General features: G+C 63.3%; 10 protein-coding genes. 3 read left to right on the top strand and 7 right to left on the bottom strand.

Features of this window, described 5'->3' with window-relative positions; genetic code table 11:
* Positions 1 to 6 precede the first annotated feature (6 nt).
* From AC1DZ8_RS02905 to AC1DZ8_RS02920, 4 genes are all read right to left on the bottom strand, one after another.
* Positions 7 to 1,521, bottom strand: a complete 1,515-nt coding sequence (locus AC1DZ8_RS02905; protein ID WP_477306526.1) for a malonate--CoA ligase — start codon at positions 1,519 to 1,521, stop codon at positions 7 to 9.
* A gap of 89 nt (positions 1,522 to 1,610) precedes the next feature.
* The gene (locus tag AC1DZ8_RS02910; protein ID WP_477306528.1) at positions 1,611 to 2,348 is read right to left on the bottom strand and encodes a GntR family transcriptional regulator; all 738 of its coding nucleotides are present in this window, start codon (positions 2,346 to 2,348) and stop codon (positions 1,611 to 1,613) included.
* Positions 2,349 to 2,840: 492 nt separating this feature from the next.
* Positions 2,841 to 3,518 carry a ribulose-phosphate 3-epimerase gene (gene rpe, locus AC1DZ8_RS02915; RefSeq protein ID WP_477306530.1) on the bottom strand — a complete coding sequence of 226 codons (678 nt, stop codon included), beginning with the start codon at positions 3,516 to 3,518 and terminating at the stop codon, positions 2,841 to 2,843.
* A 140-nt stretch (positions 3,519 to 3,658) separates the two neighbouring features.
* On the bottom strand, positions 3,659 to 5,617 hold the full coding sequence (locus tag AC1DZ8_RS02920) for a hypothetical protein (protein ID WP_477306532.1): 1,959 nt from the start codon (positions 5,615 to 5,617) through the stop codon (positions 3,659 to 3,661).
* A gap of 193 nt (positions 5,618 to 5,810) precedes the next feature.
* On the opposite strand from AC1DZ8_RS02920, the gene AC1DZ8_RS02925 reads away from it, so the two are divergent.
* The gene (locus AC1DZ8_RS02925; protein WP_477306534.1) at positions 5,811 to 6,365 is read left to right on the top strand and encodes a dihydrofolate reductase family protein; all 555 of its coding nucleotides are present in this window, start codon (positions 5,811 to 5,813) and stop codon (positions 6,363 to 6,365) included.
* Positions 6,366 to 6,468: 103 nt separating this feature from the next.
* Here AC1DZ8_RS02925 and AC1DZ8_RS02930 read toward each other — a convergent pair whose 3' ends face one another.
* Both AC1DZ8_RS02930 and AC1DZ8_RS02935 read right to left on the bottom strand, forming a co-directional pair.
* On the bottom strand, positions 6,469 to 10,317 hold the full coding sequence (locus AC1DZ8_RS02930) for a DUF7929 domain-containing protein (RefSeq protein WP_477306536.1): 3,849 nt from the start codon (positions 10,315 to 10,317) through the stop codon (positions 6,469 to 6,471).
* 10 nt (positions 10,318 to 10,327) lie between these two features.
* On the bottom strand, positions 10,328 to 12,538 hold the full coding sequence (locus tag AC1DZ8_RS02935) for a hypothetical protein (RefSeq protein ID WP_477306538.1): 2,211 nt from the start codon (positions 12,536 to 12,538) through the stop codon (positions 10,328 to 10,330).
* Between the two features lie 277 nt (positions 12,539 to 12,815).
* On the opposite strand from AC1DZ8_RS02935, the gene AC1DZ8_RS02940 reads away from it, so the two are divergent.
* Complete coding sequence (locus AC1DZ8_RS02940) at positions 12,816 to 14,327, top strand: ABC transporter substrate-binding protein (RefSeq protein WP_477306540.1); 1,512 nt, start codon at positions 12,816 to 12,818, stop codon at positions 14,325 to 14,327.
* A gap of 6 nt (positions 14,328 to 14,333) precedes the next feature.
* Complete coding sequence (locus tag AC1DZ8_RS02945) at positions 14,334 to 15,194, top strand: hypothetical protein (RefSeq protein ID WP_477306542.1); 861 nt, start codon at positions 14,334 to 14,336, stop codon at positions 15,192 to 15,194.
* Between the two features lie 6 nt (positions 15,195 to 15,200).
* Here the strand turns inward: AC1DZ8_RS02945 and AC1DZ8_RS02950 are convergent, their stop codons facing one another.
* Positions 15,201 to 16,136, bottom strand: a complete 936-nt coding sequence (locus AC1DZ8_RS02950; RefSeq protein ID WP_477306544.1) for an alpha/beta hydrolase — start codon at positions 16,134 to 16,136, stop codon at positions 15,201 to 15,203.
* Positions 16,137 to 16,317: the final 181 nt, after the last annotated feature.

Genomic DNA, 16,317 nt, shown 5'->3' on the forward strand with positions numbered 1-16,317 from the left:
GGCTTTCTATTGACTGTAGAGAGCCTTGTAGGTCTCGCGCAGAACATTCTTCTGCACCTTGCCCATCGTGTTGCGGGGCAATTCGTCGACGAAGATGACCTGCTTCGGGTGCTTGTATTTCGCCAGTTGGCCGGCGATGGCGCCAATGATTTCGGCCCCGGTGATCTGCGAGCCCGGCGCACGCACCACGATGGCGGTGACACCTTCGCCAAAATCGGGATGGGCAAGACCGATGACCGCACTTTCCGAGACGCCGGCAAGCGCGTCGATCTCGCTCTCGATCTCCTTGGGGTAGATGTTGTAGCCGCCGGAGATGATCAGGTCCTTGCCGCGCCCAACGATGTGCACGTAGCCATCGGAATCGATGATGCCGAGATCGCCGGTGATGAAGAAGCCGTCGTCGCGGAATTCCGCTTTGGTTTTCTCCGGCATGCGCCAATAGCCGGAAAAGACATTCGGCCCCTTCACCTCGATCATGCCTACCTCACCCTCGCCAAGGGCAGCACCACTGTCGGGATCGGTGATGCGCAGCGAAACGCCCGGCAGCGGGAAGCCGACCGTGCCGGCGCGGCGCTCGCCTTCATACGGGTTCGAGGTGTTCATGTTGGTCTCGGTCATGCCGTAGCGCTCGAGGATCGCGTGGCCGGTCAGTTCGCGCCAGGCCGTGTGCGTTTCTGAGAGCAGTGGCGCCGAGCCGGAAATGAACAGTCGGATGGTCTTCGCTGCCTGTGCGTCGAGCCCTTCCTGCTGCAACAGCCTGGTATAGAAGGTCGGCACGCCCATCAGCACTGTCGCGCGCGGCAGAAGCGAGACGATGCGGCCCGCGTCGAATTTCTGCTCGAACAGCATGGAAGCCCCGGCCATCAGGATGACATTGGTGGCAACGAACAGGCCGTGCGTGTGGAAGATCGGCAGCGCATGGATCAGCACGTCTTGCCCAGTGAAGCGCCATTGCTCGACCAGCACGCGCGCATTGGAGGCCAGGTTTTCGTGGCTGAGCATGGCGCCCTTCGAGCGGCCGGTGGTGCCCGATGTGTAGAGGATTGCGGCCAGATCGTCCGGCCCGCGCGGCACGTCGTCGAAATCCGCGGGCTGTTGCGCGGCCAGTTCGGTCAGCGAGCCCTCGCCCTTGCTGCCAAGCGTGGCGGTGACGGCACCCGACGCCTGCGCCGGCGATGCGATATCACCTGCCCGCGCTGGGTCACAGACAACCAGACGCGGTTCGGCATCGCCGAAGAAATAGCCGAGTTCGGTCAGCGTGTAGGCGGTGTTGAGCGGCAGGAAGACCGCGCCGGCGCGCAGACAGGCGAGGTAAAGGAAAATGCATTCGGGACTTTTCTCGACCTGCACCGCGACGCGGTCGCCCGGCTCGACGCCGAAATGCACTAGCGCATGCGCCAGCTGCGCCGATTGCACGAGCATATCGCCATAGCGGATCGAGCGCCCGTCATCGGTTTCCATCAGGGCGCGCTCAGGCGCTGATATGCGGTCGCGAAAAGCGTCGAACAGGTGATTGGTCATGCGTCTTCCCTAGCGCATGGCCCCGAAAAAAAACAACCGCTTTTGGGAAAACCGCAGCAAGCAGATTTCGGATCGAAACGGAAGTGTTGCTATCTGCGGCCGCGCAGCAACTTGCTGGCGCTTGCCCGGGCATCGCCGCTCTCGTTGAAGCGCTCCATGCACATGGCCGCTGTCAGGCGATAGTGGTTGAGCAGCGCTTCGACGGCGCCATCGGCATCGCCATCCACAGCGCGCTCGGCTATCAGGCGATGCTCGCCGATCTCGTCGCGCTCACTGCCATCCTGGGAGATCAGCCGGTAGCGGGAGGCCTGATCGGAAAGCTGGTCGCAAAAACCGGTCAGCCAATGGGAACGGCAGCCCGCGATCAGTGCCCGATGGAAGGCGCGATGCAGCTTTTCCCACTCCGGATTGTTCGAGGACGGATCCTCCGGCAAACGGCGCTGCGAGCGCGCCAGCCGATGCAAGGCCAGCACCAACTGCTCTTCCCATTCGCCGGTGCGGTTGGCAATGGATTCACGCAGCGCCCGCTCTTCCAGCCAACAGCGGGTGCGCGTCAGTTCCTCCAGTTCCGGTGCACTGACCGGCATGATGAAGAAACCGCGCTGGTCGTGGCGGCCGAGCAGGCCTTCCGAAGCAAGCCGGTTGAGAGCCTCGCGAACCGGCGAAGCGCCGGCGCCGTAACGGGAAACCACCCATTCGACACGAAGCTTGCTTTCACTTTCAAACACGCCGCGCAGGAGATCGTCGCGAAGCTGTTGATAGACCGTGCTGGCGAGTGTGCTCTTGGCCCCCGCGCCTTCGCTCATATCGGCAGATCCGTAGGTCAAAATGACTCCTATCGCTCTCCCATGCTCCGCCTGCCCGTTCGCTAAGCAAACGAATCCCCTGTACTTTTACTATATGCCTTAAGGCATCCACGGCTCAAGGGACAGATCACGATATTCGACTTAAAGAGGAAGGTTTGCACATCTTGCTCGGGGGGAAGTAACGAATATCGTGAAAAACTTGTTCTTGTGAAGAAACTTTGTCCAGCGATGCGGCACGCGTCTTCGCGACCCGGCTGCGAGGCCCGGAATACGGGTAATTTTTTCTTAACGCGCGTCAGATTGCCGAACTGGCCCCTCCCGTAATGAAGGTACCTTCGGCATTCGTCCACTAGATTTTGGCCTCCAGATGTAGTGCCAGATGCCATGATCGCCTCGCCCGGCGCGACGCTCAGCCCTGGCGACTGCCGCCAGTTGACCGCTTTCTGGGATTTCGCTGGCTGGAAAGATCAGGCCGAGAAAGCAGAGCTGTCGGGATTTTTCCTGAAACTGATGTCAGCCGGCAGCCCGGTCGGCCGCGGTTCGGATGGCTTCGATATTGGCCCGGTAGGCTTCGACGCTGCCGCCCTTGAAGACAGCGGCGCCCGCCACCAGCACGTCGGCGCCGGCCGATGTGACCAGGGAAGCTGTCTCCGGCGACACGCCGCCGTCAATCTCGATGCGGATCGGCCGGTTGCCAATCAGCGCCTTGACCCGCTTGACCTTGTCGACCATCGCCGGGATGAAGGCCTGGCCGCCAAAGCCTGGATTGACGGTCATGATCAGGATCAGGTCGAGCCGGTCGAGCACATATTCGATCGCGCTTTCCGGGGTCGCCGGATTGAGCGACACGCCAGCCTTCTTGCCGAGACCTTTGATGGTCTGCAGCGAACGGTCGAGATGCGGTCCAGCCTCGGCATGCACGGTCAGGCCGTCGCAGCCGGCATCGGCAAAGGCGGCCAGATAGGGATCGGCCGGCGCAATCATCAGATGGCAGTCAAAGAAGGCCTTGGTGCGGTTGCGGATGGCCTTGATCACCGGCGGGCCGAAGGTGATGTTGGGCACGAAATGGCCGTCCATGACGTCGAGATGGATCCAGTCGGCGCCGGCCGCGACCACCGCCTCGACCTCGTCGCCGAGCTTCGAGAAATCCGACGCCAGCACCGATGGCGCAATCAGGGTCTTCCTGGCCATGTCCGCTTCCCGTTGTTGAGCTTGCTTCCGCCCTAATCGTCTCGACGCCGCTTGTCGACAGGAATTCGGTGTGAGTGGCTGATCCACACAATGCAGAGAGGCGGCAGTGGGCCGCCTCTCCAGGTCTGTAGCGTCAAATTTCAGTTCACGTGACGCCGCGGTTTGGCCAATCCCGGCGCAAACAGCTTGCCGCTGCCTTGCTTCAATCTCTGCAGATTGAACGTCTTGACGGGCGGCTTCGGCACGCAATGTCCACGCACCAGCTTTTCGGTCGTCCGGCAGCCAGTGGTGATGACGGCGTCCTTGACGCATGCCTTGCCAACCAGGTGGTAGCCGCGCTTGCAGTCGATGACGAGGGGAGGCTTGCGCACGCATTTGCCGTTGATGCGCAATTCGTCGCGCCTGCACTGGTCGGCGACCACAGGCTTCCTCACGCATTTCAAGCCGATCTGACGATAGCCTGGCAGACAGTGGATGCTGACACCGATGCACCTGCCGTTGACAAGCTTTTCGGTGCTCTTGCACGCGGCAACGATCGGCTTGTCGATGCATCTGCCGCGCAGCAATGTCTGGCTGGGCAGGCATTTGCGGCCGGGATCGACGACGACCGGCGGCAGTCTCGGCTTGCCGAAGTCCGGCCGCGTGCTCGAGACGAGATCGTCTGCCTCCGGTTCGGAGGTGCGCTTTATGCAGGTGAAGTCCTCCTTGTCAGTATCGACGCTGGCGATGGAGCCGTTCTGCTTGATCTCCTGCAGGGTGCACTGGATCGAGCGGGTTCTGACGATGCTGAGATCATGTGCAGCACTGGCCTTGAAGACGCCGCCATCATTGAAGGCGACCGTCGTGCCGGTGAAGAAGGCGCCGTTCGAACAGCCGATCCGATAGTGAAACGCGCCGGGCTCGTCGCGGTTCACTTCGAATGCGACCTGACCTTTGCGAGGGCAGAGTTTTCTCGCTCCTGCGCTGTCGGAAACGACCACTTCGCCTTGCCAGTCGGCCTTTGCCGGCGGGTTGTCGGGATCGGCCTGCGGTGTGTCGGTGAAGCCACCGCCGCCGGCACCGGTGCAATGCACGGTGATGTCCTTCCAGCCGTCGAAGGGTTCGAACGGTCCATTGCCGACGATCTCGGTCTTGTACTGGAAATAGGCCGTGGCACCGACGTTCTCCCATTTCTCATAGCTGGCGAAATAGCCGTTCTTGCTCGCGTCGTACGATGCCCACGCCTGCTTGAACTCGGAGGTGATCGGTCCGCCGTCTTTCTGTCGCCAGATGCGCATTGAGACCGGCCCGGCCTGGTTGGCCTGCGCCCGGCTGGTGACCTTCAGCGAGGGACAGACCGTGCCAGGTGTCGAGCCCTGTTGGTTCGACTGGTAGGTGGTCAGGAACAGCTTGACGTTCTCGACCTCGAACTCGCCGAAATCGGCAGTGATGTCCTGGACGTCGGGCTTGATCACCGGGTCGCAGACAACCTGCACCTGGAAGGTGCCATGCGCGGCGTAGTTCGAGTCGAAAAGCGGATAGGGCCAGCTGCCCTGCTGGGTTTCGGCAACGGCATTGCCCATGTCGAGTGCCTTATCGGTAAGCGCCGTGAAGCTGGCATCGAACGTGTGGCTGAACGAATAGGATTTCGTCGGACCGTCGGCCTGCAGGTGTTGGTTGCACTTGGCGATGATCTGGTCGCCATAGGGCACGATGGCAATGCCGGTATCCGACGACAGGGGTAAGGTGGCCGGATCAAAGGCGAAGTTTTCCTGGTGGTCGTAGTCACGGCTGACAGGCGCCGCGCTCCAGATCGGCGGAAACGGGCCGCATTGGCTGGGTCCGCAGATGCCGAGTGCGACACCGACATCCTGAACGTAGCCGGGCCAGCGTGTATTGATCTTCATGTGGCCCCAGAACTGGACGGTGCCGCTCTTCAGCGTGTCCCATTTCTGCTTGTCGCTCGAAACGACGTGGAGCGTGGTGTTGGCGCTCTGAGTGTCGAAGGACATCGACTTGATGTTGGCCTGTTCGGCAAGGGCTGACGTGCTGGCGAGCGCGGCTGCGATCAAGGCAACAGCGGTCGCCGTGTTGCGAAACATATAACGGGTTGAAGACATTTTCTCTCTCCTGAAAGTGTTCCTTTCAGGAGTGGGTCATCCCGGCCGGAGCTAAGGTTCACCCAGAGGCAAACATAATTGCTGGCCCGGGTGTCGGCCTGCCTGGTGATCCACCTCGAGTCCAGTCGCTCGTTGAAATCTGATTGCAAAATGCAATCAGTTGTATAGTCTGCGGGCATCGACGGAGGTAACCATGGGAAAGATCGTCTACTCGATGCTGACGTCGCTGGACGGCTATATCGAAGGGCCGTCCGGCGACATCGGCTTGCCGGTGCCCGAGGAAGAACTGCACCGGCATTTCAACGACGAGATGCGGCGGACCGCGATCGCGCTCTGCGGGGGCCGGATGTATGAGGCGATGCGCTTCTGGGACAGTCCCGAGCGGGAGACCGGGGGAGAGGTCGAGCGGGATTTTGCCGATGCCTGGCAAAAGACCCCGAAGATCGTGTTCTCGACGACGCTTCGCGACGTCGGACCCAATGCCCGGTTGGCGGGCGGCGACGTCGAAACCGTTGCCAACCAACTCAAATCGCAGACGAAGGGCGAAATCTCCGTCAGCGGCGCCGATCTTGCCGCGCAATTCGCGCGTGCGGGCCTGATCGACGAATACCGGCTCTATATGCAGCCGGTCGTGCTGGGCGGCGGCAAGCCGTACTTCCAGTCCGGCCTGTCGCTGACCTTGCTGCCGCTCGGCACGCAAAGCCTTGCCCAGGGCGTAACGCTGCTGCGCTACGCACCCGCCAACTGAGATTCGGCCTGGAACAAGTGTGAGGGTCGACAACACTGCCGCCCGAAAGAAAAACCCCGCCGGATCGCTCCGGCGGGGTCTGCTTTTGGCTTGTATCCAGAACCTACGGCTTGAAGTTGGCCGTCGGATCCCTCTGGGGCTGTACCTGCTGCGGCTGCGTGCGCTTCGGCACCAACTGCTGGAGGATCCCCGGATTGAGCAACAGGCTCGGATCGAGCGATGGCTGTGGACGGACCGCCCGGCAGTTCGGGAACCGCCCGACCGTGCCTTCCGGGCAGCGCCGCCTGATCGGTTGGCACTGGCCGTTGATCATCACCGACCCCGGGGCACATTCTTCCGGCTTCGGCCTCGGCTTGCGGCATGCACCATCGATCACCTGGGTGCCGCGCGGGCACACGCAATCGCCATTTCCGTTGTGGACCTGGCCGCGTATGTCGCACTGTTCCAGCACAGGCCGCTTCTTCCGGCAGGCACCGTCCCGCACCTCGGTACCCCGTGGGCAGACGCAATTGCCATTGGCGTCGTGAACCTGGCCACGGATGGAGCACTGCTCAGGCTTGGGCCGGATCGGCCGGCAGACCTTGCCCCTGACCTCGGTGCCGTCCGGGCAGACGCAATCGCCATTGGCGTTGTGGATCTGACCACGGATCGAGCACTGTTCAGGCTTCGGCCGGATCGGCCGGCAGGCTCCATTGCGCACCTCGGTACCACGCGGGCAGACACAATCGCCGTCGGCGTCATGAACCTGGCCGCGTATGCTGCACTGCTCGGGCTTCTGCTTGTCGCGCACGCAGGCATTTGCCTGTCGGTCGAGATGCGTGCCGTCCGGGCAGTAGCAGCCATTGCCGTCCGACGTCGGGACCGAACCGGGGATGGTGCAGCCCGGTTTGTCGATCTTGACGCAAGCGCCGTTCTCGAGCTCGGTTCCGCGTGGGCAGACACAGCGTCCGTCCTCGGTGCGGATCTGGCCCTTGAGCAGCACGCACGGCCTTGGCTTTGGCTCGACGATGACGCCACCGTCGGGCGAGCACTGGCCGTTGCGGAACGTCGTGCCTTCCGGACACACGCACCGGCCGGCGTCGTTCATCACAAAGCCCGGCGAGCACTCCTTCTTCACCTCGCGCTTGATGGTGAAGGGATGGCAGGCATAGGCCTTGCCGCGATCGCCCTGGATGTTGGTCTGATCGCCGGACAGCATGTCGCCGCCTTGCACCCTGGTATCGGGAGACAAGACACCGACGCAGTTCTGGCCGCTGACATTGCCCTGCAGATTGGCCAGGCGGCCGTCGTCGGGAAGGACCACGGTGACAGTGTGCACGTGGCTTTCCCCGGCGCCGAGCGTCAGGTTGGCAATGCAGGACAGAGGCAGCGTCGTCGGTTCCGGCGAGCAGCCGAAGGGCGGTTCGATCGAGGTGATCTCAACGCCTTCGAGCCGGCCGAGCCCGTCCACGCCGACCGCATCGCCGATGCGGACCGGACCCGAGAATGGGGTCTGGCCGTCATTGGTGATGGTGATCTCGAACGAGCAGGGCTGTCCGGGATGGCACTCGGCATCGCCCGTCTTCTTGACGCTGATCGGGGGAGCGCCTCCGCCCTTGGCGCAGTCCTGGCCGAACGGGTAGACGACGTCGTCTCCCGGAGCCGGACCATACGAGCCGCGTGCGCAGTTCTCGAACGCGCCATTGGCGGAGACGGTCACGTCGAAGTGCCTGGAGGTTCCGGGCGTCATAACGGCGCCGGGAATCTGGCACGACAGCGCGTTGGCCGGAACCGCTCCGCAGGCCCATTCCGCGCCGTCGGGTGTGACGGTCTGGATCTGGACCGGCGCGCCGCCTGCTATCAGCGTGGCGGCATCATTGACCCGCACCGGACCGGTGGGGGCAGCGGTGCCAAGGCTGATGACGGTGATGCGGCAGGAAACCACCGCTGCGCCGGCCAGCGAGCCGTTGCACACCTTGGTTATGCGCAAGGTTGGCTTGCCGCCATTGGGATGCCGGAAGCGTTCCTTGGCGCAGGCTTTGTTGTTGGTGAGGTCGACCTCACCGGGGACAGGCTTCAGCGCCGCGCAGTTTTCCACCGTATCCGACTGGTAGCCGGCCGGCATCACCGCCTTGACGACGATCGGCGTCGAGGCGCCCGGCATCAGCACGATGCCGGCATTGTCGCAGCGGAACTGGCCGGGGCCGTTCGGTCCGCATGTCCAGGGCGGAGACGGGCCGAAGGTCGAAGAGGCCGGCGCGCCGCCCGGGTAATTGTCGATGACCGTCAGCGGCCCATTATAGGGGACGCTGCCATTGTTGATGATGTCGATCACGAAGTAGCAGATGCCGTCAGGCGTACAGACCGGAATGCGGGCACGCTTCTTCAGGATCAGGTCGACCTTCTTGTCGACCGGCGGCCGGCAGTCCGGGTTGCGATCGCCACGCCGGCAGATCGGGATCGAGGCGCAGCCGCGATCGTTCTGCTGGCTGCCGAACAGCGGCTTGCCGCTGGCGCCGTAATTGTAGGTGGCGCAGTTGCGCAGCACGCTGCCTTGCCAGCCTCCGGCCGGCTTGAAGCCGAGCTTGAGGTCGACAGAGGCGCCCGGATTGAGCGTGGTCACCGGATAGGTGCACGTCATCGGGGTCACGCCGGGCACGCAGACCCAGGGCGGATTAGGCCCTGAATCCAGCGTCGAGCCGGCCGGCAGCGTCACCTCGTCGAGCACGATCTTGCCGTGATAAGGCGCTCCGCCGACATTGGTGACCCGGATGGTGAAGTCGCAGCCGCCGCCCATCGTGCAACGTGTGACATCGGCGCGCTTTTCGACCTTGAGGTCCGGCACCTTGTCGGGCGGACATCTGAGGTCACGCGGAATGACGATGTCGATGGTCTGCGTGCAGCACAGGCCCCAACCCTCCTTCGGGCCGGCATAGGTCTCGATGCCGGTGACGATGAGGTGGATGACGTCGCCGGGCGATGCGCCGATGATCTTCCAGTTGAGCACGCCGCCGCCCGCCGGCACCAGCTGGGTGTCGGGGATGATGGTGATGCCGGGGGTGGTCGTCGACACCTGCACCCACTTGCCGCCCATCTCCGGGCCGACAGGCATGTGATAGATGAAGGCGCCGCCGCCGGGCACGCAATCGACCGTGCCGCGCTCCACCTTGAAGCATTCCCGGTCGGGAGGCGGAGGCCGCTTGTCGCAGTTGGTGAGGTCGATCTTGATCGAGGTCTTCACACCCGTCTTGTAGTCGCCATCGTCGGGCTTGCCCGGATCCTGCGACGGGATGATGGTCCCGGTGCCGGCTCCATTTGTAATCTTGATCAGGCCCTGATTGTCGATGACCGTCGGCGAGGGAAACGCCGCATGGTCGATCTTGGCCGTGATCTGGAAGTTGATGACGCGTTCATTGGCGGCGCCTGCGCCGTCGAGATCGGCGGCGGAGAGCCGGAAATCGGACACGGTTGCCGTGTCGTTCGGATCGGCCGAGGTGCTGATCGAAACGCCGGGCAGCGGGCCACCCGCAGCGTCCGTGCCGTCGCCCGAGACATGCGCGCTGACGATCGACAGGCCGTGCGGAAGCTGGTCCTTGAACTCGATCTTGAGCTTCTTCAACAGGGCAATCATGCCCGGGTCGGCAAAGCTTTGCGCACCGCCGCGCAGGCCGAAGCTCAGGGAGTAGACGACGTAGTCGCAGCTCCGCTGGGTGCCTTTCTTGGTGAAGAACGGCACGACCCGTTCCGGCCTCGGAGTGATGATTTTCGAGTTGTCGAGGTCGAGCCGCAGTTCCGGCGTGATCGGAACGGCATCTTCCGCGTGGCTTGCCACAGGGGTGTACATGGCGACCGCGATACCGGCCGCCATCAGCCAGCGCGCGCCGCGCCTGGCGTATGACAGGGGTCTCATGATGGTCTCCATGACGGTTTTCTGGTTGCGTGTTGCGGTTGGGGAAAGTGCAAGATTTTTCATCTTTCCCTCCTCAACGTTCGCAGCTGACGGCTGGGGTTCTGAGCGGCAAAGTCATCTTGCAGCAAGGGTAGTAGCCACCCTTGTCCTTGTCGGATTGCCTGTAGAAGCAAAGCCCGACATCGACTCTGTCGCCCGGATAGTGGCCGGTGATGTCGATCGTGTATGGCTTGCCGGGCGCGTGCGACTGGAGTGATGTCACCCCGACGCCTGGCGTCCTGGACTGGGCCTTGATCGAATCACCGCCGAAGCCGGCATGGTCATGGAGATAAAGGTCGGCCTGGAGGCCGCGAGGCGTGCAGTAGAACTGAACATCCTCGACATCGATGCACGGAGGCAGGTCGCCGGGCGGTGGGAAGTCCGGCGGATAGAAGGGCGGCAGGTAACCGCCGGGGATCTCTTCATAGTAGCCGGCACGGCCTTCGCAGGGGTGCCAGACCTCGACGTCGCCGACATGGCCTTCCACTTCGGGGTCTTCGAAATAGCCGTCGAAATCGACGAACCATGAGCCGAAGGGCGGCACGTTGGCCGGCTTGACCAGCGGCGTCGGCGTTATCTGCACGCCGTGCACGGCAAGCGGCCCGCCGGCGGCGAGCTGGTCGGCCAGTGTCGGGTTGTCGCGCAGTTTGTCGCCGGTGTTGACCAGCGTATCGGTGCACACGCCGGTGTTGAGATTGCCTTCGGCGTCGTAGCCATATTGCAGGTCGAGGCCGCCGGCCGACTGCCGGTTGCCTTGCGGGAAGCCGACCGCATATTCCTGCGGCTCTTCCACCCATTCGGATTCCGTCGCCGGATCGTCGGGGTTTTCGCGCCAGTAGCGAATGACCTCGCCTTTGCCGGAATCGGCGAACTGGCTGTAATCATAGCGGTTTTCCACCGGGCCGCGCTGCGCCAGGTATATGAAGCCCTGGTTGTCGAACGCGATGTCGGTGACGGCGTAGTCCTTGTCGGCCTTGACCGTCAGCTCCCAGCGCGGATCGCCGGCGAATGTGCCGTCGCGGGCAATGCCCACCGACCAGATTTCAGACTTTTCGCCGACCGAGTAGTAAACCCGGCCGCCATGATAGGCGACCGCCCAGACGCGGCGTTCGTCCTGCGTGTAGCCCCAGGTGTCGGGGTCTTCGCTATCGAAGGCGGCACCCTGAATGTCCATCACCGCGCCATCGTCGGCGACGGGTGCCAGCCCATGCGCCGGCCGTCCGGCAACGCCATGGTCGAAGGTGTCGATCAGCGTGCCGTTGGCGTCGATGCGGTGGATGAGGCCGGTGTCGAGGTCGCTGGCGAAGAACTCGCGATGATTGCTGTCGAAAGTGACGTCGCCGATGCCGGGACCGCTGTTGGTGTCGATGTCGGCGAATTTGGAGACGGCACCGGTAATGCCGTCGATCTTCCAGATCGTGCCGGGACCGCCGCCGTTTTCGGTGCCGAACTGGCCGTCCATGAAGACGGCGCCGGCCGTGCCGCGGCGTTGCCGCTCGGGCCGGCCGTCGGAATCTTCGTCGGGGGTGACAATGCGAATGCCGTGCAGCGAGGTGGCGCCGGCATAGAGGTTGGGGATACCGGACGGGACGCCGTCGCGCACGCCGTCATCATAGGTGACGGCGAACACCTGGCCGATCTGTTCGGCCGTCACCTCGAAAGGCGGCGGCGTATAGACGAGCTGGCCGGAGGCCGGTCCACCCAGCGCCGAAACGTCGAAAACGCGCAAGGTGGCGCGCGTCGTGTCGATGAAGGTTTCGTCGACCGGGTCCACGCCGGGCGGCAACCCTTCTTCAAAATTGGGAATGACGGTGCCGGAAAATCCGGTCACCGCCATCGAGCCGGGATAGATGATCTGGGTTTCCTGCGCCTGGGCAGCTGTGCCCAGCCAGAGCGTGGCGCACAGCGCCAGCGCAAGCAAACCGCCGGCCCGATGGAGCGAACGACGCAAACCGCCGCTTGGAGATGGCATGGACGTGCCGTGATCGCAGGACATAAAACTCCCCCCGAAGTTTTCGGGAGGAACTTCCGGTCCGGCCGTGCGAATCAGGGCAAGGCGCGTCGTTCCGGCACGTTCGTCCCTGATCGAATTGTCTGCTTTCCTCATCCTCACGATACGCCTGCTCCTGCGCAGGGTCAACGGAATCAGCCGAAAGCCCAGCGCATCGACCCCGTCCCGAAGGCGGTGGTCGCGCTGAGCTCCCGTTGTTCCCGGAGACCTTGGAGTCTCTGGGGTCCTGGTCATTGGGGGCATCCTTTCCGGCCCCGCACCATGCGGCGCCTGAGCGTCAGTCGCAGGCGGAAGTGGAAAGGTTCATTCAAAACGGCGGCCGGGACTGTTTGCCATTTCACAGAACCGGCGACTAATTCTTGTGTCAGGCAGCTCAGGATGGAAAACAACCCGGCGCGAAAGACCGGCCGGCTTACTTACTGTCAGTGCCTGGTTCTGCTAGCGTCATCCCAACCCTGGGGGGTATCATGACACGCAGGCACTTCGTTCTGTCACTGGCGATGCCAAGACCTTGGTCTACTGCACCGAGGTCAGTCCGGACACGTTCGATCCAGCGCTCGCCTCGGGCGCCCGCGACGCCTCGGCCACTGCTCTCTACAACCGCATGGTCGAGTTCGAGCCCGGCACCACCAGGGTGCGTCCGGGCCTTGCCGAGCGCTGGGAGATTTCCGACGACGGTCTCACCTACACATTCCACCTGCGGCATGGGGTGAAATTTCACAGCATCGAGGGCTTTACGCCTGGTCGCGACTTCAACGCCGACGATGTGCTGTTTACCTTCGACCGTCAGGCCAACGCGCAGAACCCGTTCAACAACTATGCCAAACGCCAGTATATCTATTTCGACGGCATTGGCATGGCAGGTCTCGTCGCCGGTTGGCGCAGGCTTGACGACTATACGGTGGTGCTGACGCTGAAGACACCGCATGCGCCGATGCTTGCCGACCTGGCGATGGATTTCGCTTCGGTCGTCTCGAAGGAATATGCCGACAAGCTCGTCGCCGAGAAGCGGCTGCTCGATCTGGCGCTGAAGCCGGTTGGGACGGGTCCGTTCCAGTTTGTCGACTATCAGCAGGATGCGGTCATCCGCTACAAGGCCAATCCGGACTACTGGCGCGGCCGGCCGAAGATCGACGATCTCGTCTTCGCCATCACCGCCGATGCCAGCATTCGCATGGAAAAGCTGCGGGCCGGCGAATGCGATCTCATGCCCTATCCAAATCCGGCCGACCTCGAGGCGATCAAGGCGACGCCCGGCATCAAGGTCATGCGGCAGGAGGGGCTCAACACCGGATACCTCGCCTTCAACACCTTGCAGAAGCCTTTCGACGATCCGCGGGTAAGCAAGGCGATCGCCATGGCCATCGACACCCAGGCGCTGGTCGACGTCGTGTTCCGCGGCACCGGCGAAGTCGCACGCAATCCGCTGCCGCCGACCTCCTGGGCCTATGACAAGACAAGCCCCGATCATGTCTTTGACCCGGCTGCCGCCAGGCAGGCGCTCGCCGATGCCGGCATCAAGGACCTGCATATGAAGATCTGGGCCATGCCGGTGCAGCGCCCGTACAACCCCAACGCGCAGCGCATGGCTGAAATGATGCAGTCCGACCTGGCAAAGATCGGCGTCAGCGTCGATATCGTCACCTATGAGTGGACAGAATACCTTGCCCGCTCAAAGTCACGCGACCGCGACGGCGCCATGCTGTTCGGCTTTACCGGCGACAATGGCGACCCCGACAATTTCCTGTCGGTGCCGCTCGGCTGCGCCGGCGTCGGCACCACCAATCGCGCCAACTGGTGTTTCCCGGCCTTCGACGATCTGCTCAAGCAGGCAGCCGGGATCGCCGACGTTGCAGCCCGCGCGAAACTCTATGCGCAGGCGCAGACAATCTTCCGGGAGCAGATGCCGTGGGTCGTCATCGCCCACTCGGTGGTCTCGGTGCCGATGCGCGAACAGGTGACCGGCTATGTCATGGACCCGTTCGATCACCATGATTTCTCGGGCGTCGATATCAAGGAATAGCGGCTCGTGGCGGCCGATCTCGATGTCTATGTGGAGAGCCTGCGCAATTTCCGCCTGGTGCGGAGCTACAGCATTACGCAGTTGCTGCCCTACCTGGAACAGGCCGGGCTGAAAGTCCGCCTGCTGGACCGGCCGGCCCGACAGGACAGGGCGCCCGCGGCCCTGCTGCATATCGACCTGACCGTGGTCCCGCCACCCTACCGCGACATCGGCCAACGTTACGAGCGCAGCATCAACGGCCGCGCGCTGTCCATCCACAGGTACCTCTATTCGACGCTGAGGCTGGAGGCCGGCGACAGCCATCGGGGTCCGGTCATCGTCAAGACCGTCCTCAACTCCAGGGGCCGGCCAGAGCAGCGCTGGTGGCAACACCGCAACGGCCTGACCCGGAGCGCGCACGCCATCCGCAAGCTCTTCGACCCCGGCTACAAGGAACGCCTGTGCCCGCCCTATCGCGTCTACCACACGATCGGCGAGGTCCCGCAGGATGTGTGGCGCAACGATCGGCTGATGGTCGAGAAATTCGCCTTCGAAACCCTCGACCTGCCGATCGTCAAGCATCGCTACATGTTCCTGCTCGGCGCCGAGATCAACATGCGGCAGGTCTATGACGACGTTCTGTGCGCCGGCTCAAAAATCCTGAGCAACGAGGTGGGCGGCGCCGTCCCGCCGGAGGTGCTGGCGGTGCGGCAGCGGCTCAACCTGGATTTCGGCGCCATCGACTATTTCATTGTCGACGGCAAAGGCGTTGTCGTGGATGCCAACAAAACCGTCGGCTCGAACCCGGAATGGCTGAAGAAGAACCGCTTTCGCCAGGAATTCAACGATCGCATGGCTGAGGCGCTGATCGCCTTTGTCCGCGGTTGAGCCGGATCACCAGGCCCAGTCGCCCTTGCCCAGCGCCGATACCGCCTCGACGATACGGCTGAAGGAGGCGCGCGCCCGGCCGACCGTGTGCCTGGCCCGGAGATAACCATGCACCAGCCCCGGCTCCTCGAACCAGGTGGCGTGGCCGCCTGCGGCGAGGACGCGGTCGCGGTAGGCCTCGCCGTCGGAGGACAGCGGGTCGCATTGCGCGGTGATCAGCACGGTTGGCGGCAGGTTGGTGAAATCGGTATCGGCGAGCGGCGACAAAGTGACGTCATCGGTGCCGTCAGCGCCGTCGGTGCGGATATCCTTGTAGAAGTCGAGGTCGCGCACCGTCAGCATCGGCGCTTCCGCATGCGTCAAATAGGAGCCTTGCGAGCGGTCGCCGCCAAGGCCGGGATAGATCAGCACCTGACCGATGGGCTTTTTGGCGTGGTTGCGCGTTGCGTGGGCGACGGCCGCACAGAGATTGCCTCCGGCGCTGTCGCCGCAGAGCAGAACAGGACGGTCGTAGGTTTTGGCCGCCCATTCGAAGGCATGCAGCGCATCGTCGAAGGCGGCCGGGTGCAGATGCTCCGGCGCCAGCCGATAATCGACGGAGACCACCTCGAAGCCGGTGCGGGCGCACAATTCGGCGCAGACATCGTCATGGCTGTCCAGCCCGCCGAGGATGAAACCGCCACCATGGATGTAGAGCACCATTGCGGCCTGGTTCGGTGAGGCAGAACGATAGATGCGGATCGGGACGTCGTCGGCGGCAATGACGGTCGTTTCCGCCGTCACGCCGTCGGGATAGCCGGCAAAGAACTCGCGGCACATCCGGTCATAGATCGCGCGCTGTTGGGCAATGGTGTAGTCAATCGTGTCCGGCGGATAATAGGAATTGGTCCGCTCGATGAAGGCCCAGGTCTCGGCGTCGATGAGGGTCTTGTAGTCGGTCATGCTGGGAAAGCCGACTGCGAAGGTCGAGCCCAGTCGCCCCCCTCTGGCCTGCCGGCCATCTCCCCCTCAAGGGGGGAGATCGGATGTCGCGAAGGCTTTCGCCAATCGCCAACGTTGGTGAGTGAGCGCTGATATCCGAGCTGCCAATCTCCCCCCTTGAGGGGGAGATGCCCGGTAGGGC

It is taken from the genome of Mesorhizobium sp. P2_F7, from assembly GCF_056403695.1.